We start from the raw sequence: 24918 nt of genomic DNA on the forward strand, positions 1-24918 counted from the left end.
CGCCATTAACCACGGAAGAAAAGCGAAGCCAAAAGCCGTGAAGCTTGCTTTAGTCCGGGTTCTGCCAGCCGCCGCCCAGGGCGCGGTAGAGGTTTACGCTTTGCAGCAATTGGGCCTGGCGGGCATCGGCCAGGCTCAGCTCGGCTTCGAGCACGCTGCGCTGCGCGGTAATTATCTCTAGGTAAGACGCATAGCCGGCCACGAACAGCTCGTTGGAAGTCGCCACGGCCTTGCGAAGCTGGTCTACCTCGCGGGCGCGGAGGTCGGCGGCGGCCCGGAAGTTTTCGAGGCCTTTGAGGCCTACCACCACTTCGCGGAAGCCCGTTTGCAGCGTCTGCTGGTAGCGGTAGTAGCTTTCGTAGTTGCTGGCGATGGCTTGGCGCAGGTCGGCGCGGTACTGCGCCCGGTTGAGGATGGGGCCGGCTAATCCGCCCACCGCCCCAAATACTACCGAGCTGGGGTCAAGCAGCAGGTTGGCCCGGAAGGCGTTGAGGCCCACGTAGGGCGTGAGGGTGAGGCTGGGCAGGAAGGCAGCGCGGGCGGCGGCGACTTCGGCGCGGTTGGCTTGCAGCGCTAGCTCGGCCTGGCGCACATCGGGGCGGCGCAGCAGCGAGGTGGCCGGCAAGCCGGCGGCCAGGGTAGCCGGCAGGGGTTGAGTGGGCAGCAGGCGGCTGCGCCGGATGGGCTGCGGGTAGCGGCCCAGCAGCTGGTTAAGGCTGGTTTCGGTTTCGACGATGCGCTGGCGGGTTTCGAAGGCCAGGCTTTGGGTGCGCAGGGCCTGGGCGGCGAATTGCTGCACGGCCAGCTCGGTGACGCGGCCCGCCTGCTTCTGAATTTTAGTCAGGCGCAGGCCTTCTTCCTGAAAGCGGGCGTTGCGCTCCAGCGTGGCTAGCTGGCTGTCAAGGGTCAGAAGCTCATAATAGGCGCGGGCTACGTCGGCCACCACGTTGGTGATGACCAGGTTGCGGCCCTGCTCCGAGGCTAGCACGCGCAGGTAGGCCGCTTTGCGCCGGCTGCGAAGCTTGCCCCACAGGTCCACTTCCCACGAGCTGCGCAGGCCCACGAACAGGTCGGGCACGAGCGGGCCGGGAATGCGCTGGCGGCCGTCGATATTCTGCGAAAGGTTAGTGTCGTAGTTGCCTACGCCATTGAGCGTGTACTGGCCGTAGCGGTCGAGCGCCGCCGTGCCCGTGGCCGCCACCGTAGGGAACAGCGCCCCGCGCCGCGCCAGGTACTGCGCCTGAAACGTCTCAACCCGCGTGAGGGCCACCCGCAAATCCAGGTTCTGGCGCAGCGCCGTGTCGATGAGGCCTACCAGGGCCGAGTCTTTGAAGAATTGTCGCCAGGGTAAGGAGCCGGTACTGAGCGTGTCGCTCGTATTGGCGGCCTGGGTGAAGGCCTTGGGCATGGCTGGGCCGGCGCTAGGGTCGGCGGGCGCGGCTACGCGGCAGCTGGCGGCGAGCAGGATAATCAGGAGGAATGCGGGTAAGCGGACCATGAGGTTTTTGTTCGGGCGGGCAGCCCCACCCCCGGCCCCTCCCCTGCGGGGGAGGGGAGCCACGGCGGCGTTTAAGGTTATAAAACAAGTGGCTCTAGCGTGTTAGCGCCGAAGCGGCAGGCTCCCCTCCGGTGAACCTGGGGGTTTTTATTATGAAATCAACGCCAGTTAGCGCTGAAGCGGCAGGCTCCCCTCCCCCGCAGGGGAGGGGCCGGGGGTGGGGCTGCCCTAATGCGCTACCAACTCCGGCTCGGCCTGAGCTACCGGCTGCTTCGCCTTGGCATCCAACTTCTTGGGCTTCTCGAAGCTGGCAAACAGCACGTACAAGCCCGGAATCAGCACCATGCCGAAAACGGTGCCGATGAGCATACCGCCCGCCGCCGCCGTGCCGATGGAGCGGTTGCCGAGCGCGCCGGCCCCGCTAGCCAGCACCAGCGGAATAAGGCCCGCGATGAAGGCAAACGAAGTCATCAAAATCGGCCGCAGGCGCGATACCGCGCCCTGCACGGCGGCCTCCAGCACGGTGGCGCCGGCGCGGCGGCGCTGCTCGGCAAACTCGATGACGAGGATGGCGTTTTTGCCCAGCAGGCCGATGAGCATCACCAAGGCTACCTGGGCGTAGATGTTGTTTTCGAGGCCTAGCAGCTTGAGGCTGAGGAAGGCGCCGAACACGCCGGTGGGCAAGCTCAGCAGCACCGGCAGCGGCAGCAGCAGGCTTTCGTACTGCGCGGCCAGCAGCAGGTACACAAATGCCAACACTAGGGCAAACACGTAGAGCGCCTGGTCGCCGCTCAGGATTTGCTCGCGGGTCATGCCGCTCCATTCGTAGCTGAAACCTTTGGGGAGCACGTCGGCGGCCACTTTTTCGATGGCCGCGATGGCATCGCCCGAGCTGTGGCCTGCGGCGGCGTCGCCGTTTATCATGGCCGAGGTGTACATGTTGTAGCGCGTGAGCTGGTCGGGGCCGAAAACGCGCTCCAGCTTCACGAAGGTAGAAAAGGGCACCAGTTCGCCGCGCGTGTTTTTCACGTGCAGGGCTAGCAGGTCGTCGGGCCGGCCGCGGTACTCGGGGCCGGCCTGCACCATCACCTTATACATCTGGCCGAAGCGGATGAAGTTGGAGGCGTAGTAGCTACCCAGCAGCGTTTGCAGGGTGCTCATGGCCTTTTCCACGGTCACGCCTTTTTTGGCGGCCATGTCCTGGTCGATGTGGATGAGGTACTGCGGGAAGTTGGGGTCGAAGCCCGTGAACGCGCCGTTGATGGCCGGCGACTTATCCAGCGCCGCCAGGAAAGCCTGCGACACCCTGGCCGTTTGCTGCAAGTCGCCGCGGCCCGTTTTATCGAGGATGCGCAGCTCAAAGCCACTGCTGTTGCCGAAGCCCGGCACCGTGGGCGGCGGCAAAAACTGGATGTCGGCGTCGGTAACCCCGGCCGTCTTCTTTTCCAGCTCCTTGATGATAGCGGCCACCGACTGCTCGCGCTCGTCCCACGCCTTCAAGTTAATCATACCCATCCCGTAGCTCGACCCGGCCACGTCGTTCACCAAGCTGTAGCCGGCTAGGGTCGAAACCGACTCCACCGGCCCCAGCTTCTGGGCAATGCGCTGCACCTGGGCCAGCACGGCCTCGGTGCGCTCCACGGTAGCGCCGGCCGGCGTGGTCACGTTGATGTACACCATGCCTTGGTCCTCGGTCGGGATAAAGCCTGAGGGCAGGATGCGGCTCACGCCCCAGGTAGCCCCGAAAAACAGCAGCAGCGCCCCGATAGTAACAAGCCGGCGGCCGGCAATGCCGCCCAGCAAGCGCTGGTAGCCGCCGGCTAGCCCCTCATACTTGTTGTTAAAGCCCTTAAAGAACCGGCCCACCAGCCCCGTGCGTTCGCCCTCGTGCTGCTTCAGCAGGAGCGCGCAGAGTGCGGGCGTGAGCGTCACGGCATTGACGCCCGAAATGACGATGGCGATGGCCAGCGTAAGCGAAAACTGGCGGTAGAACACGCCCACCGGCCCATCCATAAACGACACCGGAATGAACACCGCCGACATCACCAACGTGATGGCAATCAGCGAGCTACTGATTTCGTGCATGGCCTCGAAGGTGGCGCTGCGGGCATCCATGTGCTTCTGCTGCATCTTGGCGTGCACGGCCTCCACCACCACAATGGCGTTATCGACCACGATGCCGATGGCGAGTACCAACGCAAAGAGCGTGAGCAGGTTAATCGAAAAGCCCAGCATCTGCATGAAAGCGAGCGTGCCGATGAGTGCCACCGGCACCGCTAGGGCCGGAATGAGCGTGGAGCGCCAATCCTGCAAAAACAAATACACGATGACGAACACCAGTAAAAACGCCTCCACCAGCGTGCGCAGCACCTCGTGAATACTGGCGTCGAGGAAGCGCGACACGTCGTAGGCAATGCTGTACTTCATGCCGGGCGGGAAGCTCGTGGCTTGCAGCTCGGCCATGCGCTTTTTCACGTTGGCGATTACGTCGCTAGCGTTCGAGCCGGGGCGCTGCTTGAGCATGATGGCCGCCGAGGGCTGCCCGTCGTTCTTCGACGACATGCCGTAGGTAAGCGAGCCAAACTCGACATCGGCCACCGCCTTGAGGCGCAGCACCGAGCCGTCGGGGTTCGAGCGAATAACGATGTTGCGGTACTGCTCGGGCTCAAACAGCTTGCCCGTGTAGCGCAGCACGTACTGCAACTGCTGGGCCGCGCCGCCCGAGCTTTCGCCCGACTTGCCGGGGGCCGCCTCCACGTTCTGGGCCCTGATGGCTTCCACAATCTCATCGGTGCCCACGTCGTAGGCGGCCATGCGGTCGGGCTTCAGCCACACCCGCATCGAGTATTCGCGCGAGCCCATAATCTCGGCAAAGCCCACGCCGTTGATGCGCTTAAGCTCCTGCAAGACGTTGATATCGGCAAAGTTGTAAATAAACTTCTCGCCCGCCGCCTTGTCGTCGCTCGTGATGTTGAGGTAGAGCAGCATCGAGTTTACCTCCTTCTCGGTCGTCACGCCGGCCTTGATAACCTCCTCGGGCAATTCGTCAATCACGGTCGTCACGCGGTTTTGCACGCCCACGGCCGCCAGGTCGGGGTCGGTGCCCACCTCGAAGAACACCGTGATAAGCGTCACGCCATTATTGGAGCTTACCGAGTTCATATAGGTCATGCCCGGCACGCCGTTGATGGCGCGCTCCAGCGGCGTAGCCACGGCCTTGGCGCACACCTCGGCGTTGGCGCCGGTGTACTTGGCCGTTACGGTCACCGAGGGCGGCACGATGTCTGGGAACTGCGTGATGGGCAGCGTGAACAGGGCTAGCCCGCCCAGCAGCACCAGAAACACGGAGATGACCAGCGAGAGTATCGGCCGGCGAATGAAGATGTCGAACATGGATTCTGGGTATTAAATCTTGGTCGTTCTGGCGGGGTGCCCCACCCCCGGCCCCTCCCCTGCGGGGGAGGGGAGCCGAGCGTCAGGTCGCGTAAGTAGTCGTCAGGCTCCCCTCCCCCGCAGGGGAGGGGCCGGGGGTGGGGCTGCTACTGCGCGGCCACGGCCAGCGAGTCCATCACCACGGCCTTAGCCTTGATTACCTGCTTGTCGTGCAGCTCGGGCGCGCCCTCGTACACCACGCGCTCGCCGGGCTTCAGGCCTTCCTTCACCACGTAGAAATCGCCTAGCCGCGTTTGGGGCACGAAGCTGCGGGTGTGCACCATGCCGCCAGGGTCCACCACGTACACGTAGTTCTGGTCCTGAATCTCGAACACGGCCTTCTGCGGCAGCAGCAGCGCCGAAGGCAACTGGCTGGTCAGGCGGATTTTACCCGAGGCGCCGTGCTTGAGCAGGCGGTCGGGGTTGGGGAAGCGGGCGCGCAGGGCGATGGAGCCGGTATTGGGGTTGAACTCGCTCTCAGCCGTTTCGATGTGGCCGGCCAGGGGGTAGGGGTCGCCGTTGGCCAGGGTCAGGCGCACCGAGTCGGAGTGCAGCTCGGGGTGCTCGCGGCGGGCCTTGCTGTAGTTCATGTAGCTGCCCTCGGCCACGTCGAAGTAGGCAAAAACCGAGCTGAGGTCCGACACAGTAGTAAGTAAGGTGCCTTCCTCCACCACGCTGCCTACTTTGAGCGGAATGCGGTCGAGCACGCCATCGAAGGGCGAGCGCACCAGCGTGTAGCTCAGGCTAAGGCGGGCGGCGGCCTCACCGGCGCGGGCATCGGCCACGCGGGCGTCGGCCTCTTTTACCTTGCTCGTAGAAAGGGCCAGCTCGGTTTTGGCGATGATGTTCTTATCGACCAGCAGGCGCACGCGGTCGCGCTCCACGCGCACGGCGGCGGCCTGGGCCAGGGCGCTGGCCACGGCGGCCTGGGCCTGGCTCAGCTTGTTCTGGTAAGCGCTGGCATTGAGGCGGAACAGCGGCTGGCCCTTCTTCACGGGCTTGCCCTCATCCACAAAAATCTGTTCCAGGAAACCCGCTACCTGGGCGCGCACTTCCACGTTGCGCACGGCCTGCACGTCGGCCACGTAGTCGCGGTGCAGCTGCTGCTCCGAGGTTTTGAGCGTGACGACCGGCACCACGGGCGGGGCCTCGGCGGTGTCCTTTTCGGCCTTGGCCGAGCAGCCGCCCAGGCCCAGCGCCAGCAAGCCCGCCGCGCCGGCCGTGGCCAGGTAATGAAACAAAGAGCGGCTACACAAGGGGTTCATATGGAAGGAGATATGCAAGTAAAAAAGCCCCGGCCCGCTACTGGGCCGAGGTAGCGGCCGTGGGCACGGCCTGAGGGAGAGTGGTAGGCCGCAAGGCCAGTAGGCTGTCCTGCTGCTGGTGGTCGGCCTGGCAGCGAGCCAGTAAGCGCTGTGTGAGGCGCAGGTCGGCTTCGGTTTCTTGCAGGTCGTCGTAGTCGGCCGCTACTAGCGGCCGGCTGTAGAGTAGAAACCCGTTGAGTACCAGCGACAATGCCAATGCTCCGGCCAGCAGCATCGATAAAAAATTTAGGGACCGGAAGGAGCGGGGCATGGCAAAGCGGGGCAGTGGCAACTGCCCGCAAAGCACTCCAGCCGACATTAAAACGGTATGAGAACCGGATTAGAAAACATGAAAATGGAGTGAAGGCACCATCGGCATGGCGTTTTTTCGGAGAATCACTTGTTTGCTACACCGGCAGCGCCGGCAGCCACACCGTGGCTGTGGTGCCCTCGCCCACCGCCGAGGCCAGCTCCAGCCGGCCACCGTGGCGTTGCACAATGCGCTGGGTAAGGGGCAGGCCTAGCCCATAGCCGGGGCGGCCCACCGCGCCGGCCGCCCGGTAGAGCGGCTCGTAAATGTGGCTCAGCTCGTCGGGGCTGAGGCCGGGGCCGGCGTCGGTGACGCGCACGCGCAGGGTGGCGGGGCTGGCGTAGCCCAGCTCGGCCACTACCGGGCCGGCCGAATATTTGGCGGCATTGTCGAGCAGGTTGAGCAGGGCCGTGGTGAGCAGCTCAGCGTTGCCGGGCAACATAAAGATGTCGCCCTCGGGCTCATTGGGTAAGGTGCCGAAGGCTAGCCGCAGGTCGCGGCCGGGGTACTTGGCGCGGGCAAAGTCCAGGGCCTGGTTCAGGCACTCATCGAGGCGCACCGGCGTGAAGGTGGGCAGGGTGCCATCGGCTTTGGCCAGGGCTAGGAGGCTAGCGGTGAGGCTCTGCAAGTGGCGGGCGGCATCGAGCGAGTGGGCCAGGCTCTCGCGGGCGGCGGGCAGATTATCATCATAGGCCAAGGCCGTTTCGAGGGTGCCGGTGAGGGTGGTGAGGGGCGTGCGCAGCTCGTGCGAGGCGTGGGCCAGGAAGCTTTTTTGAGCCTCAAAGGCCTGCTCCAGCCCGGCCAGCATCTCATTGAAAACGCGGGCTAGCTGCGCCAGCTCATCGCGGCCATTGCCCTCAGATAAGCGCCGGCCCAGGCTGGTAGCCGAAATGCGCCCCGCCTGCCGGCTGATGCGCGCTACCGGCGCCAGCGCCGCGCCCGCGAAGTACCACCCGGCTAAAATGGTGAGCGCCAGCGCTCCTACGTTGCCCACCAGCAGCAGCAGCCCCAGCTGGTGCAGCCGCGCCCAGCCCACCTGGTCCTCAGCCGAGACGAAAATGCCGTATTGCTCGCCCTCGTGGCGGTAACCCATGCCCACGGTTTCGCGCTGCTGGCCGGTGGCAAAGGCGGTGGGCTGGTCGGGCCGCAGGCTAGCCAGGTGCGCCTGGTTCAGGGCCTGGTCAATGTCGTCGGCGCTGCTGTAGCGCAGGTTGCCGTCGGGGCCGTAAATGCTTATCTGCTCGTTGGTTAAAGTCAGCAAATCGCGGCGGCGCAGGCTGCCCAGCTTGCCGGTTTCGAGCTTGCCAGGGCGGATAAGCAGCCGCGCCGCTAGGGTTACGCTCGTGCCCAGCCGGTGCTCGAAGCGCTGCGCCCGCGTGCTGGCATTGAAGTAATAGATGAACGCCGAGAAGCTGACCTGAATAGCCAGCACCACCAGCGTAAAGCGCAGCATCAGCTTATTGCGAATCAGCATGGGTAGCAGATACAAAGTAGAAAACAGTCGTCATGCTGAACCCAGTGAAGCATCTCGCCCGAATTGTTGAGCAGAGCGGATGAGGCGAGCGAGATGCTTCACTGCGTGGACGCCAGATAGGAATGACGACCTTATCCTTGTGTTAATGCCGAGCAGTTGACTTTATCCCTCGCGCATCACGTAGCCCATGCCCACCACGGTATGGATGAGCTTGGGCGAAAAATCACGGTCGAGCTTCTTGCGCAAGTAGCTTACGTACACGTCGATAACATTAGTCGTCGTGTCGAAGTCCAGGTCCCAGACGCGCTCGGCAATGTCTACGCGCGAGATGACGCGGCCGCGGTTGCGCAGCAGGTGCTCCAGCAGCGAGTATTCGCGAGTGGTGAGGTCGATGCGCTGGCCGGCGCGGGTCACGGTTTTGGCGTCGAGGTCGAGCACGAGGTCGGCCATGCGCAGCTCGCGGCGCTCGCCGTTGGCCACGGCGTAGCGCTGGGTGAGGGCGCGGGCGCGCATCAGCAACTCTCTGAATTCGAAGGGCTTGACTAGGTAGTCGTCGGCCCCGGCGGCAAAACCGGCCTCCTTGTCGTCGAGGCTATCGAGGGCCGTGAGCAGCAGCAGCGGCACGCGCTGGCTAGCCCCCCTAATGCGGCGGCACAGCTCCACGCCGTTCACGTAGGGCAGGTTTACATCGAGAATGACCAGGTCGTAGGGCTGCTGCTCGTAGAGCGACCAGCCGGTGCGCCCGTCGTAGGCCACGGTCACGTCGTATCCCTCGTGCTCGAAGCCTTTTTTCACAAACGAGGCCAGCGGCGGCTCGTCCTCAACCAGCAGAATTTTCATAAGCTACAAGGCTAGCCAGCACGGCAAAGCGCCAGCCCGAAAACCAAAACAGGCCGCCCCGCAAGCTAGTGCCGGGCGGCCCGCTAGGGCACTAACAAAAGGCTTATAATTGCGGCGCTACCTGGCCGGCCTGCTCGCGGCAGTAGGTGATAAAATCAGAGTTAACGGGCTCCAGGCCCGCCTCGCGCATTTTCACGGCTACCTGGCCGCGGTGGTAGCTGGCGTGCACCACGCAGTGGGTCAGGATGTCGCTCACCTCCGAGTCGAAGGCATCGCCCTGCGAGTTGGTATACTGAATGTGGCGGGTCAGCTCGGCCTCGTCGGTGGTGGCGCAGAGGTCGGCAAACTTCTGCGACGTTTGCTCGTGCCAGTGGTGCAGGCCGGCCAGGTCGTGCTCTTGCCACACTTTGAGAGGGCTAGCCGTGCCGGTGAGGCGGGCAATCCAGATGGCCTGGGCATTGATAACGTGGCTGAAAATGCGCAGCGCGGCCTTGGGCTCCTCGTGGCCGGCGGCTACTGATGAGTCGAGGCGGCGCAGCAGCGTTTCGTTGGCCCACACGTTGAAAACGCCGAGCTTGGCGATGGTATTAATCATGAGATAGATGAAAAATGAGCGTTTGTCATTGCGAGCGCAGCGAAGCAATCGCATCAGCACGTAATCGTTCGGGTATCGTGCTGATGCGATTGCTTCGCTGCGCTCGCAATGACAAAAGTAAATGCCCTAGCGGGGGTCTTGCCACACGAGCTGCTCGTTGGTTTTGCGCTTGTCGAAGCTGGCGCACTTGCCATCGCCCTTGCCGGTAATCCCGCCCTCGGGGTGGCACAGGACTTTGCCCTTGGCATCGTACAAAACCGACTGCTGGTCGCAGCACGGGGCCGTTTCGTAATACACAGTTTGGCCCTCGTACTGGTAGCGCGAAATACGGATAATGGGGTTGCGCTTGCGCGTGGCCAGAATATTCTGAATGCGGCTTTGCAGCCACTGCGGCCGGGCGGTGCTGTCGAGGCGCATGTCGCGGGCGGGCACGGCGTCCACGGTGTTGGTGCTGGTAGGGGCGGGCGTATTGGGCTCACTCACAAAGCCTTCGGCGGGCGGCGTGGTGGGCGTGTTCACCACCACATCTTGCTGGCAGGCGCCCAGTAGCAGGGCTAGCGCGGTAAACGGAATAAATGAACGGCGCATGGTAACGGGAGGTAGAAAAGCAGGCGTAAAACTGCGTATGCTTACGCCAACGGCCCCCAATAGTTAGCGCCCCCATATGGCCCATATTTTGGGCCCGAACACCAGGGCGCCCACGGCCAGCGCGCCAAATGCGGCCAGCAGCACGCCGGCCGCCGCCACATCCTTGGTTTTGCCCGCTAGGGGGTGGTACTCGGGCGATACCAGGTTGGTAAGCGTTTCGATGGCCGTGTTGAACAGCTCGGCGGCCCACACGCCCGCCACGGCCAGCGCCACCAGGGCCCACTCAGTAGCAGTGAGCCCGAAGTACAGCCCCAGCCCCAGCACCGCCGCCGAGGCCACGGCGTGAAACTGCAAGTGCAGCTCGGAGCGCAGGGCCACCCCCACGCCCCGAAAGGCGTGCCCGAAGCTGGCGATGCGGCGGCGCAGCAGCCCGGGCCGGGCGGGCGGGCGGGGGCTAGCCACGGGCATCAAACTCGGCAAACGTGGTGCGGCGCAGCTCGGGCCACTCGGGCCGGATGATGCTGAAAATCACCGTGTCGCGCCGCCCGCCGCCCTGCGTGAGGCGGTGGCTGCGCAGGGTGCCTTCCTCGGTGGCGCCCATGCGGCGCATGGCGGTTTGCGACTTGTGGTTGCGGCTGTCGGTTTCAAGCTCTACGCGCTCGTAGTTCAGCTGGTCGAAGGCGTGGGTGAGCAGCAGGTGCTTGGCCGCCCGGTTGAGGCCGGTGCGCTGAAAATCGGTGCCCACCCAGGTGTAGCCGATGCTCAGCTTCTGGTTTTCGGGGTCTACGTTGTAGTAGCTGGTGCTGCCCGCCAGCCGCCCGCTAGCCCGGTCAATGATGGCAAAGGCGTAGCGGCGGCCCGCCTGGCGGTCCTGCGCAGCCTGGGCCAGGTAGTCGGCCAGGCTCAGGGCATCGTCGGCGCGGGTGATGGTGAACGCCCAGATTTCGGGCTCGAAAGCGATAGCCTTCAACTCCTCAAAATCGGCGGTGTCGAGCGGGCGCAGGCGCACGCGGCTATTTTCCAGAACGAGGTTTTGGGCGAAATCCATAGCGCAGCAGGCAGGATGGTAGGCCGCAAAGATGCGAAAAAACCGCGCCCAACCGCCGGCTAGCCCTCACGGTTGCGCCGGGCAGTGGCTAGCCACGTAGGCTTTGTACTCGGCATAGGTAGGCTCCTGCACCAGGCTTTTGAGGGCGCGCACGTGCGGGTCGGCGAGGTCGTTGGACTGGCTGCGCAGCAGCATAAACCGCAACCCGGTTTGCAGCGGCGCGCAGTCGCCAGCCTCGGCCAGGGCCTTGGTTTTCAGTAAGGAATAATCAAACGCCGCCCGCTCGCTAGCCTGCGTATCGCGCTGGCCGGGCGGCACCTGGCTGAAATAATGCAGGTGCCCCACCTCGTGGTACAGCACCACTACCAGCCGGTTGTCATCAAAGCCCGGCTGTGAGCTTTCCAAAAAACGACGGTCGAGCCGCACGGCCCCGTTGCCGAACGCGGCGGCCGGCGAGCCCAGCGGCCCCGCATTCGTCACCACCACAAAGCGCCGCAGCAGCGGGTCGTGCTCGCGCACATCGGCCAGCGCCGCCGTGAACTTGGGGTACTGCCGCGCCGCCTGAGCCAGCACCGCCTGCGCCGTGGCCGCATCGACGGGCACCGCCTGCGCCATCTGGGCGCGGCTGGCCAGTGGAGCGAGGCCTAGCAACAGGCCGAAAATCAACAAGTGGCGCATACCTGATTAATAATAAAAAAACGTCCGACAAAAACGTCCGTCATGCTGAGCTTGCCGAAGCATCTCTACCGAGCAACACCCAAGCGGTGCGGTAGAGATGCTTCGACAAGCTCAGCATGACGGACGTTTTTATCTTTTAGTTAAGAGGTTATCTTAATTCTAAAACTAGCCCACGTTAATCTCGCCCACCATGTCCTCAGGCTTCAACCATTGGTCAAACTGCTCGGGCGTGACGTAGCCGAGTTGCACGGCGGTTTCCTTCAGGGTCGAGTTGTTTTTGTGGGCCGTTTGGGCAATTTCGGCGGCTTTGTAGTAGCCGATGTGCGGGTTGAGGGCCGTCACGAGCATCAGGCTGCTATCCACGTGCTTTTTGATATTGGGCAAAATAGGCGTGATGCCCACGGCGCACTTGTCGTTGAAGGCCACGCACACGTCGCCGATGAGGCGGGCCGAGTGCAGGAAGTTGAAAATCATGACCGGCTTAAACACGTTCAGCTCGAAGTGGCCCATCGAGCCGCCCACCGTGATGGCCACGTCATTGCCCATCACCTGGGCGGCCACCATCGTCATGGCCTCGCACTGGGTAGGGTTCACCTTGCCGGGCATGATGCTGGAGCCGGGCTCGTTGTCGGGAATTGAGATTTCGCCGATGCCCGCGCGCGGGCCGCTGCTGAGCATGCGCACGTCGTTGGCGATTTTCATCAAGCTCACAGCCACCGTTTTAAGGGCGCCGTGGGCTTCCACGATGGCATCGTGGGCGGCCAGGGCCTCAAACTTGTTTTCGGCCGTGATGAAGGGCAGGCCCGTGAGGTCGGCAATGTGCTTGGCCACGTTTTCGGAGTAGCCGGCGGGCGTGTTGATGCCGGTGCCCACGGCAGTGCCGCCCAGCGCCAGCTCGCTCAGGTGGGCTAGGGTGTTGTGGATGGCGCGCAGGCCGTGGTCAAGCTGCGAGGCATAGCCCGAAAACTCCTGGCCCAAGGTCAGCGGCGTGGCATCCATGAAGTGGGTGCGGCCGATTTTAACGATGTCCTTGAACTCGATAGCCTTGGCCTTCAGCGTGTCGCGCAGCTTGGTGATGCCTGGAATCGTAGTTTCAACTAGAATCTTGTAGGCCGCGATGTGCATGGCCGTCGGGAAGGTATCGTTGCTCGACTGCGACTTATTTACGTCGTCGTTCGGGGCCAGAAACTTCTTCTCATCACCCAGCAGGCCGCCGTGCAGCACGTGGCCGCGGTAGGCAATGACCTCGTTCATGTTCATGTTGCTCTGCGTGCCCGAGCCGGTCTGCCACACCACCAGCGGAAACTGGTCGGCCAGCTTGCCGTCCAGAATCTCGTCGGCCACGCGGCCAATCAACTCGGCTTTTTCGGCCTCCAGAATGCCCGCGTCGCGATTGGTGAGGGCGGCGGCTTTCTTGAGGTAGGCGAAGGCTTTGATGATTTCCTTCGGCATCTTATTGATATCCTGCGCAATCGGGAAATTTTCGATGCTGCGCTGGGTTTGGGCGCCCCAATAGGCGTCGGCGGGCACTTGCACCTGGCCCATGGTATCTTTTTCGGTGCGGAACTGGCTCATTTGAACGATGTAGGAGTGGGAAAACTGCCTCTGGCAACGGCCGCAAAAGTACACCGGCGGGCGGGCGCGGGGCGGGGCCCGGCAGCCATTGGCGGGGCTAGCCCGTACACCCGGCAGTTTCCCCACTGTTTTCCACGATTATGAACCAGCCCACGCCCACTTCCGACCCCCACACCGAGCCGCCCGTACCCACCGAAGGCAACGGCGTGCCCGATTACTCGCACCTCGAAATCCACACCGAGTCGGACCTGCCCACGCCCGACAAAGCCGGCGGTAGCGCCACCGAGCCCGAAAGCGGCGGCGGCTACAGCGGCTAGGGGCTGCTGTTAGTATTGGCAAAAAGCAACTGCAACTGTCATGCTGACGAAGGAAGCATCTCATCAGGTTTGCACCACAACGGCGCTACCCTGATGAGATGCTTCCTTCGTCAGCATGACAGCCATTTTTAAGCTCGTACCTAAAATCCTGGCTAGCTTGGTAGCCCGGTACGAACGCCCGTGCCGCAGCATCCCTGCCTCATGTCGATTTCTACCCTAGCCCGCGCTGCCGCTAGCCTGCTACTGGCTGCCGCCGTGGCCGGCTGCCAATCCGGCGCTAGTACTTCTGCTACCTCAACTGCCGCCGGCCCCAGCCTCACCGCTTACTTTCCGGCGCCCGAGGCGGGCGTGAAAACGGGCGGCATCCAGGTTGTTCCGATAACGACGCCCAAGGGCAGGTTCAACGTCTGGACCAAGCGCTTCGGCAACAACCCCAAAATCAGGGTGTTGCTGCTCAATGGCGGGCCGGGCGCCACGCACGAGTATTTCGAGTGCATGGAGAGCTTTTTGCCCCAGGAAGGCATCGAGTTTATCTATTACGACCAGCTAGGGTGCGGCAACTCCGACAACCCCCGCGATACCAGCATGTGGAGCCTGCCGCGCTACGTGGAAGAAGTGGAGCAGGTGCGCCAGGCGCTGAAGCTGGATAAAAACAACTTCTACCTGCTGGGCCACAGCTGGGGCGGCATCCTGGCCGCCGAGTACGCCTTCAAGTATCAGCAAAATCTCAAGGGGCTCATCATCAGCAACATGATGATGAGCTGCCCCGCCTACGGCAAGTACGCCGACGAGGTGCTGGCCAAGCAGATGAAGCCCGCAGTGCTCAAGGAAATCCGCCAGATTGAGGCCAAGAAGGATTTCAGCAACCCGCGCTACATGGGCCTGCTGGAGCCCAATTTCTACGCCCAGCACCTGTGCCGCATTGTGCCCAACCCCGAGCCCGTGACCCGCGCCATGAGCAAGATTAATCAGTCGCTCTACGTGACGATGCAGGGGCCTAGCGAGTTCGGCATCTCGGGCAAGCTCACCACCTGGGACCGCACCAGGGACCTGCCGAAGCTCACCATTCCGGTGCTCAGCATCGGCGGCAAGTACGATACCATGGACCCCGCCCACATGGCCTGGATAGCCACCCAGGTGAAGCAGGGCGCGTCGCTCATCTGCCCGCAGGGCAGCCACATGAGCATGTACGACGACCAGCAAACCTACATGACAGGCTTCGTCAAATTCCTAAAAACGGTGGACGACGGCTCGTTCAGGGCCGGCACCAAGCTGTAGGGCCAGCTACTCAAACACCACCGGCACGTCCACAACCTGCGCCGCCCGCCGCCCGCCGCTGATGCCGGGCACCCAGCTAGGGCCTTCTTGCAGCAGGCGCACGGCCTCGGCGTCGTAGTCGGGGCGCAGCTTGCGCACGGCCTCGGCCTGCTCAATCTTGCCATCGGCCCCCAGGTGCAGGCGCACCAGCACCCGGCCCGCCTGGCGGCCGCCATCGCGGCTTTCGGGTTCAAATTCGGCCGCGCCTTTTTTCAGGTACTCGCGCAGGGCCGCGTAGCCGCCGGTGGGGCTGGCCGGCAGGGCCGGCGGTGGCGGCATGGCCGCCCGCAGCTTGGCCAGCGGCTCGCTCACGCGGGCGGGCGCGGCGGCTACGGGCGGCGCAGTAGCCGCCGGAGCCGCTACGGGGGTGTTAACCTCGGCCAGCACGGCCGAATCACGGGTAGGGCTGGCGGCCGGCGTGGGGCTAGCCACCGCAGCCGGCGGGGCCGCTGCCACCGGGCGCGAGCGGGCCGCTGGGCGCCTGGCCACCGCCGGGGCCGTGGTGGCGCGTGGGCGCGGGGGCACGGCGGCCACTGGGGCAGGGGCAGCTGGCGCAGCACCGGCTGCGGCAGAAGCTGCCGGGGCAGAAGATACTGCTGCCACCTCTGGCGCTGCCGGTGCCGATGGGGCGGCGGGCGCCACCCGGGGCGCGGTGGTGGCCGTGATGCGAGCCGTGGCCGGGGCCTGCTGCCGCTGCTGCCAGGCCCACCAGCCGCCGGCCACCAGCCCCAGCAGCAAGGCCGCCGCGGCCGCTAGCTGCGGGGCTAGCCAGCGGTGGCGCCGTGGCATGGCCACTTGCCGCGCCGGAGCGGCCTGCTGCTGCACGCGCTGGCGCAGGCGCTGCTGCAGCTGGGCCAGGGCCTGGTCGGTGGTGGCGGGCGAGGTTTGCAGCAGGCCATCCAAAATGTCGGCGCAGCGGGGGCAGGCCAGCGTGTGGGCCTCCACGCGGTGCTGGGCCGCCGGGGCTAGTGTGCCCGCTGCATACTGGCGCAGCAGCGCCACCGGCAGGTGCGGGCCGGCCGGGGCAGTAGCGTTCAGCAGCGGGTTGGTGGGCAGCATTGGGGTTAATTAGGAGTTATAAAGTATGAATTATGAGTTGGCGAGGCGGTGTAGCAGCGTTGAAGTGGGTGAAGTGAAATGAAGTACAAGGCAACTTTTACTCCTTTATTCCTCACTCTTCATCCTCAGTTCCTTACTTAAGGTGCGCTTGAGCATACGGCGGCCGTTTTGCAGGTGGCTTTTCACAAGGTTGAGGGCTAGCCCGGTGGCGGCTACTATTTCCTGATACGATTTTTCTTCGAGGTAAAACAACTCCAGGCAGCGGCGCTGCTCGGGCGGCAGCTGGCTGAGGGCCAGTTCCAGGGCTTGCAGGTCGGCCTCGTGCTGGCTGGCCTCTTCGGCCTCGGCCCCGGCATCGGGCAGATGCCGGGCGGCCGCGTTTTCCACATCGCTGGCCTCGGGCAGCAGCACCAGCGGGCCGCCGCTGGCCGTGCCACGCTGCCGGGCGCGCAGCTCCATGAGGCAAAAATTGCGGGCCGTGGTGTAGAGCCAGGCGCCAAAATTTTCGGGTGCGTGGGTGCGCAGCTTGGTCACGAGCTGCTCGAAAAGCTGCATGGTAGCATCCTGGGCGTCCTCATCGGGCGGGGCCAGGTAGCGGCGGCACACCGCAAACACCTCGGGCAGGTGCCGCTCGTAGAGCAGGCCTAGCGCGGCCACGTCGCCGCCCTGGCGGTAGCGCGCCAGCACCTCCTGGTCGGAGAGGGCAGCGGCAGGAACGGCGGAGGCACGGCGGCGAAAGAACACGGCAGCAAAATACGCTCCGCCGGCCCGTTGGCGCACAAAAAAGCCCGCGCCGGGGGCGCGGGCTTTTCTTCGGCAGGCAATGATTACTGCTTAGCGGCAGCTTTCATGTTCTCCTTAGTCTGGCGGGCCGACTTGGCGGCGGCGTCGCCCATGGCATTCATTTTGTCGCCGGCGGCATCCATTTTGGCATCCATTTTAGCACCGGCCTCCTTAGCGTTCATTTTAGCGCGGTCGGCGGCGGCGTCCATCTTGGCACCGGCGGCGTCCATTTTAGCGCCCATTTTCTCGCCGGCAGCATCCATTTTGTCGCCGGCGCGGTCGGCGGCGGCGTCCATTTTAGCACCTACCGAGTCGGCGCTGGGGGTGGTTACCTCGGTGGTCGTGGTGGTGGTGCCGTCGGCGTTCTTGGTGGTGTCGGTGTCGGTAGAGCAGGCGGTGAAGCTCAGAGCCACTGCAGCGGCAAACAGGGTTTTCAGCGAAGTAGTCATAAGTAATGAAAAAGAGGGGGTGGTGAAACTGTGCGCCTTAATTAGCTCAAAGTCTAAAAGGTAACCTTTGCCGGCCGGGGCACCCACCAACTTTTTTGGGGTGGGCCTAGTATAGCCAGCCAACGTTACTTTCCCCCCCTGCTCATGGACTCTACTGCCTCGACCCCCCATTCCGCCCCCGCGCCCGAAATTCAGCTGCACGTCAGCGACGAGCAAAGCACGGCCTTGCTCACCGATACCCTCAACCTGCTGGGCCAGGGCCTGCCCAATGCCGACGGGGCCACCGGCCTGCACGAGCTGGAGCGCTGGGAAACCGTGCTGGCCGCCAGCGACCGCCCCGGCCTGGCCAAGATAAAGCAGGAAGTAAGCCTGTTGCGCCGCATGCTAAGCTCCGAAGATACCCAGAGCCACGAGGTGGCCGAGGTGCTGGCCAGCCTCGGCGCCGAAGCCGCCAAGGTGGCCGACGAGTCGGGCAACGGCTACGCCGACCCGCTGCATAACCTGAGCAAAGTGCTCATCAAGGCCAGCAATCTGCTCTCGCGCTAGGGTACCTGGCTTCTCATAAGCAGCAAGCCCCACCGATGTTGAAAGTCGGTGGGGCTTGCTGGTTTCATACTGTTTCAGGTTAGGCACTGCTGCCCGCGCGGGCGTTGGCTACGGGCTGCTGGTGCACACTCTCCACCACTTGGCCACTGACGGTAGTCGTGCCCGTAGTCGGGTCCTGGCTGCAACTGCCTAATAGGGCCAGCAGCAATACGGCGAAGACGTGGAAAATTTTCATCGGAGTAAATTTAAAATATTGAAAAATAAGGCAATAACAGGGGTGGTACAGCCGCCCCTGTTTTAGTTGCTGCGTAATCTTGAGCTGCTGGCGGCTCAGCACCTGCTGGCCGCGCATGATGTGCACGAAGTAGAGGCCGGCGGGCAGCTTATCGGTTTTCAGGCGCAGCACTTGTTCGCCGTGGCTCTGCTGCTCGGCGCGGGGCCGGCCCTGCCCATCGAAAAGGCGCACCGTGATGGGGTTTTTGGCCGAGGCCGAGGCGGCGCTGCCTGGGCTCAGATGCACTTCCACCGCCTCGCGGGCGGGGTTGGGGTAGAGCGTGGCCGTGGACTCAGTAGTGGGGCCGGTCAGGTTATTGGCGCAGTCCGCGTCGTGGGTCACGTGGAAGTAGCTGGTGGCTTGCAGCGGGTTGGGGCCCGCGCAAGCCGAGCTTACCGCTACCGTCACGGGTAGGTAGTCGATGGCCGGGTCGGTGGGCAGGGTGTAGTTTACTTCGGTCTGCCCGTTAAACTGCGGCTGCGCCTGCCCGTTAATCACCCAGCGGTAGTCGGTGCCCAGGTTGTCGCCGCTGGCCGTAAGCGTAGCCGGCAGCCCGGCGCAGTCGCCCGTGATGCCCACGTAGAGGCTGGCCGTGCAGGGCGGGGGCTGGCAGGCCAGCCCGGTCAGGCCCAGCGCCGGGTTGGCGTAGGGGTGCGCGGTGGGGGCTAGCGAAAACTGGCCCGTAACGGCCAGATTGAGGCTGGCCGAGTTCTCGATGCAGACAAAGCCACCGTCTTCTACCAGCAGCCGGCCACTTAGGTTCAGGCTGGCGCCCTGGCGCACTACCAGCGTGGCCCCGGCCGCCACGCGCAGCACCGAGCCGGCGCTCACGCTCAGCTGCCCGCCGCTGCGCAGGTCGAGCAGGCTGTTGGCGGCCAGCAGCAGCGTGGCGGTGTAAGTGCTGCCGGTGCCCACCGCCACCTGCCCGCTATTGTTGACCTGCACCACCGTGGCGCAGTTGGAGGTGTACACGTCGAAGTTGCCCTGGGGTGGGTTGGCCTGGGTGGCCGGCGTGCCGCCGCTCACGGGCAGGCTGCCGTTGTTGAGGTACAGCCGCCCGCCCGCGTTCACCTGCACCGAGGCCAGCAGGTGCCGGTAGGGGCTGCCAAAGTTGTAGGCCGTGGTGAGCGCGGCCGGCAGCCGGTGCGCCGACTCGCGCAGCTCGTTCTGAATCCAGGTAGTATTGTCGGTGTAGTACGACGTGTTGTAGGCGCTGGGATAGGCCGAGCCCTGGCCGTTGGTTATTTGCAGGTGCGGCTCGTTTACGCCACCGGCTGCGAAATAGGCATCAAAAGCATATTTAGCACGATTAGGTCGGTCATTAGGATGAATCTGATTCTTAACATTATACCCAAAGTTCGGACTGTTAATCGGCCCGGCGTCCTGCACATCCAGGGTGCTGATGGTGGGCATGAAGGTATTGGTATTGCCGCCCGACACCAGGCAGTGGCCGCTCACGTCCTGGGCATCGCCGGCCGTGCGCTCGCTGGAGCCGGGCGCGGTGTCGTAGTTGCCCCAGTTGGGGTCATAGGTCTTCGTGTGCTGGTAAATGCTAAACGGCCTCTGCCAGTAAAGCACCGTATGGTCGCTGCGGCCCATGGCGTAGGCAAAGTTGGTTCCGACCACATAAGGAGTGCCTCTGAACGGATTAACGCTGGTGCGCAGCATCAGCATGCCCGGCGACATATCGGGCGGGAAGGCCGCCTGCCCGCTGCCGTTGGCCACGGCCACCTTGCGCAGCAGCGAGGGGTAGCTGCCCGGCGAGGCCTGCCAGGCCTGCCAGGCCGTGCGGTAGGGCGTGGCCATGTCGGCGAAGTGAAACACAATCATCTGCATGGTGGCCTCGCGCAGCAGCTTGGTATGCACCACTTCCTCGACACTGCCGGCGCCTATCCAGGCGCCCTGCAGCCGGTCAAACAGGTATTGCAGGCCCAGCGGCACGTTGGCCCCGCGGTGGGGCGAGTCGAACGAGACGTAGAGGCGGCTGTTGTGGCACAGCTGCTGCTGCTCCATCCAGGCCAGGGCAAAGCGCGAAACCTGCCCGCCCATGCTGGCCCCGATTACCAGCGTCTCGTCGGCGTCGGCGGTGCGGTTGGCGGGCTGGTTTATCCATTGCAGCAGCTCCACCAGCACCATGGCATTGTGCTGAAGCAGGCTGGCCCCGTCCGAAAAATCGAGGTAGATAATGTCGTAGTTGCCCCCGTTGATGCCGTTGGGAAACGTTTGGGTGGCCGGCGCCTGCAGCTGCGCCCGCAGCGCCGGAAACTGCTCCAGGTTTTTGTAGCCGTCGTTGTAGTCCACCATCTCGTTCCAGCCGGCCGTGCCGTTGCGGTAGCCGCCAAACTGCTGGGCCGGCCCGGTTTCAAAGTCGCTGAGCGGCAGCGGCCCCGTTTGGGCAATGTAGTGGTTGAGGCCCGAGGCCCCGGCCGCGTTGCGGTAGGCCGGAAAGTCAATGCCTTCCACAAATACCAGCGGGTGGCGCAGCCGGTGAGTACCATCGGGCAGCGCGGGGTTGTCATCAGCATACTTTATCCAGGCAATGGCCGAAGCCCGGCCATTGGGCCCCGATACCACGCCCGCCGGCGGCACGAAGGTGCCCCACTGGCGGCTGGCTACCAGGCCCAGGGCCACATCGGGGCGGGTAGTAGCCAGCGTGGTGGCACTCAGCCTGGCCGCTCCTATATACCCCGTAGCCGGGTTGCTCACCAGCAAAATGCTGCCACTGCTTACGCTGGGCGGGGGCACGTAGGAGATGCCCGCGCCGGCTGTGCCAGCGCCCGGCTGGGGGGCAGCCGGGGTCAGCCCAGCCAGCCCGGCCGGGGTTATCTGCACCTGAATAGTCGAGCCCATGGCCACGGTGCGCGCGCCGTAGCCATCGCCAAAGTCGAGGCGCACGGTGGCTGGTACCGCGGTGGTGCCCAGCCAGAACTCGGGCCCCACGTAGAGGCTCAGCGTGCCGCCGGCCGCCGGTAGGGGCAGCGCCACCGAAAAAAACTGCCCCGTGGTGTAGGGGCTCCGGCTCCTATCGGGGCCGTCGGCCACGCGCTCGTTCACCGAGTCGATGGTAATAAGCCGGTCGCGGGCGGCGGTAGCCGCAAGTTCATTGTAGGTGTAGCTCAGCATAAGCAGCGGCACGCTGCCCTGCTGTACGCGCTGGGCTACGCGCCCTTGCAGCGTGGCCAGGGTCGGAAACCGGGTAGTATCGAGCGCCGCGTGGTAAAACTCCCAGTACTGCTGCTCAAACGTGCGGTAGCTGGTGGTAGTGTCGCCCTGCCCGGCGTAGCGGTGCGGGTTGGTAATGAACAGCATCCGGTTTAGCAGCACCCCGGTCGGGATGCGCGCGGAATTGAGGCCGCCCAGGGCGGCCCGTAACTCCTTGAGCGGGTTGCCCATGTCGGCAGTGGCTGCCTGCTGGCTCCAGCCAAGCGTATAAGTTGTGGACTCATACAGAAAAGAGAAAAAGGTGAAAAAAGAAGCGTATGGAGCAGGCCGCAGCCTGACGAAGCTGCCGGGTAGCAAGGCAGTATGGGCAAGCAGTGCCCTGGCCTGGCACCGCGCTGCTTCGGAAGCAAACGTAGCCGGGGGGGCCAGCCAGGCAATTTTTTTAGTTTGCTTTAGTAGACTCTTATAGAGCAGGCTTTTCCAAGTTAAAATTCTGATAATAAATAAATTATATGAAATAATTCTGGCACCAGAAAAGTATGGGCTAGCTGCATGTCAAAAATATTCTGTTGCTGTAATACCAGAAAAGTAAATACGCCAACCGGCCGATTAGTAGCACCAAAGGCCAGGCTGGCTGGCAAGGAGCTAGCCCGGCGCCCGCATTTCGCCCCCGGCGGCCCGACCTTTGCGCCCGCAAGTAGCCTAGCCCATGATTACCCTCTACGACCCCTTCGAGGGGATGCAGTTCGGCCCCGGCCGCTGCTTTCTTACCGGCCAGCCCGTGGGCCCGGCCGATACCATCCCGGTGTTTGCCGAGTGGCTGCAAGCTGCCTATGGCCTGGCCGGGCGCCCGCTCTACCTGCTCGACCAGAGCCAGACTACCTACGGCGCCCTGCGCCTGCCGCTAGCCCCCGCGCTGCACCCACGCCTGGCTGAGCTAGAAGCTGAAATTCAAGTAGCCGCCCAGGCCGGCCCCACCGCGCTGCGCGCCCTGCCGCCCGCCCGGCTGTGGCAGTGGCTGGCCAAAATGTTCTACGGCATCTTCGTCACGGAGCTGTTGCAGCAGCAGGCGCCGCTCATCAAGCCCCAGTACCCGCTGGTCGAGAACGCGCAGCTGGTGCAGCGGTTTCGGGCGTTTTTTCAGCTGCTGCAAGGCCTGCGCGTGCCCACCGACTACGCCGATTTTGTACCCGGCTCAGTGTTCGTGCTGGAGGCCGATGGCGCGTATGAGGCGCCGGCCTTTGAGCTGGACGATGACCTCAATACCTTGGTTATGAGCATCAAGCTTGGGCAGTCGGTAATCGTGGCTACGCTCGTCGATATCGGCCTCATCGGCCAGGCCATGCGCCAGGTAGTTGCCGATGCCCAGCGGCCGCTGCACCCGGCGCAGGTGGCCGAGTTCAAGGCCCGCGCCTACTACGCGGCCTACCTGCTGGCGGTGGTGCCCGACATCTACCCGCGCCGCCCCACGCCCGCCGATGCGCCCGGCGCCGAGCTGGTGCTCGATGCCCTGGTGGACGACGTGACGTCGGCCATCTTCAGCCCTTGGGACAACCTGGGCTACGGCCACACCCTCACCGGCCTGTGGCCGCGCTGGGGCCTCACCGAAGCCCAGATTCTGGCCAACCCCTTTCAACCACTCACCCTGCTCTACGATGCCGCTGGCCAGCCCCAGCCTGCCGCCGAGGCAGCCGAGCAGCTGGCCGTGCTCACCTACCAAAATAAAGCGCAGCTATAAGCAAGCTCAACCGAACGGCTAGCCCCCGCTGCCCGTATGCCAAACCCCGGCCCTGCTTCCAGGTCGGGGTTTTTCTTTTCCTGTTCCACTTTATGCGCTCCGTTCTTTTCTCTTCCTGCGCCGTGGCGGCGGCCGGCTTGCTGCTGGCTGGCTGCAATTCGGGCTCCTCTACTGCCGACAAGCCGCGCGGCACTATGCCCGCCGACTCGACCGCCGCCCACGTGCCGGCCCCGGTGCCCGCGGGCTCGCCGCTCACCATCGTGGCCGAGTTTGATGCGCCCCAGGTAACCGGCGTGGCCGTGGCGCCGGGCGGCAAAGTCTTTGCCTTTTCGCCGCGCTGGGATTATAACCCTACCTACCCCGTGGCCGTGGTGGGGCCTAGCAACACCCTCACGCCCTACCCCGATGCCGGCTGGTGCATGTGGAATGACTCGGTGAAAACGGAACCCCTCAAGCACTGGATTTGCCCGCAGGCCGGCTACGTCGATAAGCAGGGTATGCTTTGGATTATTGACCCCGCCGCCCCCGGCCTCAAGTTCACGGTGCCCGGCGGCGTGAAACTGGTCAAGACCGACCCCAAAACCAATAAGGTAGTGCAGGTTATTCCTTTTCCGGAGAGCGTGGCGCCGCGCCACTCATACCTCAACGATGTGCGCATCGACCTGCAAAACAACTACGCCTACCTCACCGACTCGGGCACTGGCGCGCTGGTGGTAGTCGACTTGAAAACCACCAAATCGCGCCAGCTGCTGGCCAAACAGCCGGCTACGTTGCCCGATAAGAACTTCATTACCAAGGCCCAGGGCAAAGCCCTGTACGACCCCATGGGCAAGCCCGGCCAGTTTAAGGCCGACGGCATTGCGCTCAGCACCGACAACCAGTACCTGTATTTCCGCGCCTTGTCGGGCCACTCGCTCTACCGCATCAAAACCGCCGCCCTGCGCGACGCTAGCCTGAGCACGGCCCAGCTAACGGCCCAGCTCGAAAAGCTGCCCGATGCCCCCGCCTGCGACGGCATGGAGCTTGACAGCAAGAACAATCTCTACCTCACAGGCTTCGAAACCGGCTCCATCCTGCGCCGCACACCCGCGGGCAAAATCGAAACCGTAGTGCAGGAGCAGCGTCTCGAATGGCCCGATACCTTTGCCTGGGACCCCGACGGCAATACTATCTACTTCACCACCTCGGCCATTCATAAGCAGCCGAACTGGAATAAAGGCGTGGGCCAGCCCCACGAGCCCTACCGCATCTACAAAATGGCGCTGGCGAAATAATCCTTCCGCTTGGTTTTAGCCAGGAAAAGGCCGCGTTCGCTAGCGTTCGCGGCTTTTTTGAGCCTGGCCAGCGAGATAGCGCGCATCGGACTGGCGGCCAGGCTGGAGTCGGGGGCACTGGTGGCCGCTACCAGCTTGATTTTTACGTTCTTCGTGCAAATGTCGATTTTCTCGCGGGTGTGCGTCAGAATATCGAGGCAATGCCGATGGCGCTTGTTCATGGTGTCGTGTACCGTGTACACGCCATCCAGCGTCGGCGAAATACCCGTGATGGATACTTGGTCGCCGTACTGAAAGTCGCCGCCCCAGCGCGCCAGCAAATCACGCGAAAGAGCCAGCCACCGGGTGCGGCTGCTGTAGTGGGGCTTGATGGTAGAGTTATCAGCTGTCGTAAATGGCTCGTTATCGGTTTGATTAACAACAGGTTGATAAGCAGTGGCCGTAACCGTGTAGGTGAATGGCTCGGCCAGCGGCACCGGGTGGGCGGCGGCCTTAGCAGCTGGTTGCAGGTCGTGGTAAGCGCCCTCCGTTGTAAGAAAAGCAGCCAGCTTGATGCCCACCATTGTTTGGCTCTGGCTTTGACGCCGGTGGTGGGCTACGCTGAGGGTAGCCATCGCTAAGAGCAGAAAGGTTATTAGTTTAGCATTGTGCATTGGT

22 protein-coding genes are annotated in these 24918 nt (G+C 63.8%); 5 read left to right on the forward strand and 17 right to left on the reverse strand.

Translation table 11 applies throughout. From position 1 onward, the window contains the following. Window positions 1-49 precede the first annotated feature (49 nt). The 12 genes from Q5H89_RS11185 to fumC form a co-directional block, all read right to left on the reverse strand. Complete coding sequence (locus Q5H89_RS11185; protein ID WP_305019402.1) at window positions 50-1498, reverse strand: efflux transporter outer membrane subunit; 1449 nt, start codon at window positions 1496-1498, stop codon at window positions 50-52. A gap of 228 nt (window positions 1499-1726) precedes the next feature. Beyond that, window positions 1727-4891: an efflux RND transporter permease subunit gene (locus tag Q5H89_RS11190; RefSeq protein ID WP_305019403.1), complete on the reverse strand. Its 3165-nt coding sequence runs from the start codon at window positions 4889-4891 to the stop codon at window positions 1727-1729. Between the two features lie 146 nt (window positions 4892-5037). Beyond that, the gene (locus tag Q5H89_RS11195; protein WP_305019404.1) at window positions 5038-6195 is read right to left on the reverse strand and encodes an efflux RND transporter periplasmic adaptor subunit; all 1158 of its coding nucleotides are present in this window, start codon (window positions 6193-6195) and stop codon (window positions 5038-5040) included. 37 nt (window positions 6196-6232) lie between these two features. Further along, entirely contained in the window at window positions 6233-6505 is a 273-nt protein-coding gene (locus Q5H89_RS11200) for a hypothetical protein (RefSeq protein ID WP_305019405.1), read from the reverse strand. A gap of 136 nt (window positions 6506-6641) precedes the next feature. After that, complete coding sequence (locus Q5H89_RS11205; protein WP_305019406.1) at window positions 6642-8018, reverse strand: sensor histidine kinase; 1377 nt, start codon at window positions 8016-8018, stop codon at window positions 6642-6644. Window positions 8019-8180: 162 nt separating this feature from the next. Then, window positions 8181-8858 (reverse strand): response regulator transcription factor, encoded by a 678-nt coding sequence (locus tag Q5H89_RS11210; RefSeq protein ID WP_305019407.1) that lies wholly within the window; start codon window positions 8856-8858, stop codon window positions 8181-8183. Between the two features lie 103 nt (window positions 8859-8961). Continuing rightward, window positions 8962-9453, reverse strand: a complete 492-nt coding sequence (locus tag Q5H89_RS11215) for a DinB family protein (RefSeq protein ID WP_305019408.1) — start codon at window positions 9451-9453, stop codon at window positions 8962-8964. 126 nt (window positions 9454-9579) lie between these two features. Continuing rightward, a complete protein-coding gene (locus tag Q5H89_RS11220; RefSeq protein WP_305019409.1) occupies window positions 9580-10041 on the reverse strand; it encodes a DUF6970 domain-containing protein in 462 nt (153 codons plus the stop codon). A gap of 63 nt (window positions 10042-10104) precedes the next feature. Next, window positions 10105-10503: a diacylglycerol kinase family protein gene (locus tag Q5H89_RS11225; RefSeq protein WP_305019410.1), complete on the reverse strand. Its 399-nt coding sequence runs from the start codon at window positions 10501-10503 to the stop codon at window positions 10105-10107. Then, the gene (locus Q5H89_RS11230) at window positions 10496-11089 is read right to left on the reverse strand and encodes a GNAT family N-acetyltransferase (RefSeq protein ID WP_305019411.1); all 594 of its coding nucleotides are present in this window, start codon (window positions 11087-11089) and stop codon (window positions 10496-10498) included. Before Q5H89_RS11230 ends, Q5H89_RS11225 begins: the two co-directional genes overlap by 8 nt. Window positions 11090-11155: 66 nt before the next feature. Beyond that, on the reverse strand, window positions 11156-11767 hold the full coding sequence (locus Q5H89_RS11235) for a hypothetical protein (protein ID WP_305019412.1): 612 nt from the start codon (window positions 11765-11767) through the stop codon (window positions 11156-11158). Between the two features lie 165 nt (window positions 11768-11932). Further along, complete coding sequence (gene fumC / locus Q5H89_RS11240; protein WP_305019413.1) at window positions 11933-13342, reverse strand: class II fumarate hydratase; 1410 nt, start codon at window positions 13340-13342, stop codon at window positions 11933-11935. 140 nt (window positions 13343-13482) lie between these two features. Here fumC and Q5H89_RS11245 point away from each other — a divergent pair, with 140 nt between their 5' ends. Together Q5H89_RS11245 and Q5H89_RS11250 are read left to right on the forward strand one after the other, a co-directional pair. Next, a complete protein-coding gene (locus tag Q5H89_RS11245; RefSeq protein ID WP_305019414.1) occupies window positions 13483-13659 on the forward strand; it encodes a hypothetical protein in 177 nt (58 codons plus the stop codon). 201 nt (window positions 13660-13860) lie between these two features. Next, window positions 13861-14937 (forward strand): proline iminopeptidase-family hydrolase, encoded by a 1077-nt coding sequence (locus Q5H89_RS11250; protein WP_305019415.1) that lies wholly within the window; start codon window positions 13861-13863, stop codon window positions 14935-14937. Window positions 14938-14943: 6 nt separating this feature from the next. On the opposite strand, the gene Q5H89_RS11255 is transcribed toward Q5H89_RS11250, so the two are convergent. From Q5H89_RS11255 to Q5H89_RS11265, 3 genes are all read right to left on the reverse strand, one after another. Next, on the reverse strand, window positions 14944-16035 hold the full coding sequence (locus Q5H89_RS11255; RefSeq protein ID WP_305019416.1) for an energy transducer TonB: 1092 nt from the start codon (window positions 16033-16035) through the stop codon (window positions 14944-14946). A gap of 105 nt (window positions 16036-16140) precedes the next feature. Further along, the gene (locus Q5H89_RS11260; RefSeq protein WP_305019417.1) at window positions 16141-16779 is read right to left on the reverse strand and encodes an RNA polymerase sigma factor; all 639 of its coding nucleotides are present in this window, start codon (window positions 16777-16779) and stop codon (window positions 16141-16143) included. A gap of 83 nt (window positions 16780-16862) precedes the next feature. Then, a complete protein-coding gene (locus Q5H89_RS11265; RefSeq protein ID WP_305019418.1) occupies window positions 16863-17267 on the reverse strand; it encodes a hypothetical protein in 405 nt (134 codons plus the stop codon). Between the two features lie 144 nt (window positions 17268-17411). Between Q5H89_RS11265 and Q5H89_RS11270 the strand changes: the two genes are divergently transcribed. Beyond that, window positions 17412-17813 (forward strand): hypothetical protein, encoded by a 402-nt coding sequence (locus Q5H89_RS11270; RefSeq protein ID WP_305019419.1) that lies wholly within the window; start codon window positions 17412-17414, stop codon window positions 17811-17813. A 79-nt stretch (window positions 17814-17892) separates the two neighbouring features. Here Q5H89_RS11270 and Q5H89_RS11275 read toward each other — a convergent pair whose 3' ends face one another. Beyond that, on the reverse strand, window positions 17893-21480 hold the full coding sequence (locus tag Q5H89_RS11275) for a T9SS type A sorting domain-containing protein (RefSeq protein WP_305019420.1): 3588 nt from the start codon (window positions 21478-21480) through the stop codon (window positions 17893-17895). 478 nt (window positions 21481-21958) lie between these two features. Between Q5H89_RS11275 and Q5H89_RS11280 the strand changes: the two genes are divergently transcribed. Both Q5H89_RS11280 and Q5H89_RS11285 read left to right on the forward strand, forming a co-directional pair. Then, window positions 21959-22987, forward strand: coding sequence for a hypothetical protein (locus Q5H89_RS11280; protein WP_305019421.1), 1029 nt, complete (start codon window positions 21959-21961; stop codon window positions 22985-22987). 92 nt (window positions 22988-23079) lie between these two features. Further along, window positions 23080-24261 carry an SMP-30/gluconolactonase/LRE family protein gene (locus Q5H89_RS11285; protein ID WP_305019422.1) on the forward strand — a complete coding sequence of 394 codons (1182 nt, stop codon included), beginning with the start codon at window positions 23080-23082 and terminating at the stop codon, window positions 24259-24261. Here the strand turns inward: Q5H89_RS11285 and Q5H89_RS11290 are convergent. Continuing rightward, window positions 24237-24875: a hypothetical protein gene (locus tag Q5H89_RS11290; protein ID WP_305019423.1), complete on the reverse strand. Its 639-nt coding sequence runs from the start codon at window positions 24873-24875 to the stop codon at window positions 24237-24239. The two genes, Q5H89_RS11285 and Q5H89_RS11290, sit on opposite strands and share 25 nt — an antisense overlap. Window positions 24876-24918 lie beyond the last annotated feature (43 nt).

It is taken from the genome of Hymenobacter cheonanensis (assembly GCF_030581075.1).
Lineage (GTDB): Bacteria > Bacteroidota > Bacteroidia > Cytophagales > Hymenobacteraceae > Hymenobacter.